The following is an 800-nucleotide window of genomic DNA, read 5'->3' on the forward strand; positions in this document are numbered from 1 at the left end:
TTGACCGTGATGGTCGCAACTCCGCCGGTCAGGGCCGAGGTCGTGTCCAGCGGGTTGCTCGACAGATCCTCGAGGACCGCACCCGCCTTGATCTGCAGGATCAGCGTGCCCACGCCGCCGGGATAGGCGGAGCTCGCCAGAACCTCATAGACCGCCGGATCACCGGTGGCGTTCACGGCGCTGATGACACCGGCCGGGGAGCCGCCGTTCTCGAAATCGTCGGTGCCGATCGTGGAGGCATTCATCGGCTCGTCAAAGGTCACGGTGTAAACCACCGTCTGGCCCTCGAGGACCGGTCCGCCCCCGGCACCGTCGACGATGGAGGTCAACGTCGGCGGAGTCACGTCGGCGACGATCGTCACGGCGGGGGAGTCCACAATGGCCGTCGTCGTGTCCAGCGGGTTGCCCGCCAGGTCCGTGAGGACGGCGCTGGCGTTCACCTGAAGCTCAAGCGTGCCGCTGCTGCCCGCGGTCGGGGTGACCACCACCGTGGTGACTCCACCGAAGTGGACCACGCTGTCGATGGTCGCGCTGGCCGTGCTGGCACCGAAACCGAAGTCGCTCGCGTCGATGGTCGCCGGGTCCATCAACTCGCTGTAGGTCACCGTGTAGGTGATCGAATCGATCCCGGTGGAGATGAACGGGCCGCCCACATCATCGACAATGTCGGCGGGAGCGAGCGTCGGGGCCACCGCATCCGCCACGGCACTGGTCACCACGACGCCGATTCCACGGCCGTTGCCGCTGGCAGTGGTCCCAGTGCTGTTTGCGTCAAACAGGAACTCGATCTCCTCGTAGAC

At 66.4% G+C, this 800-nt stretch carries 1 pseudogene; it reads right to left on the reverse strand.

Features of this window, described 5'->3' with window-relative positions:
- Positions 1-800: pseudogene (locus tag ACG2LG_RS24035) on the reverse strand (hypothetical protein); the annotation flags it as partial.

Origin of the sequence: Haloferula sp. A504, from assembly GCF_044385805.1 — a bacterium.
GTDB lineage: Bacteria > Verrucomicrobiota > Verrucomicrobiia > Verrucomicrobiales > Akkermansiaceae > Haloferula.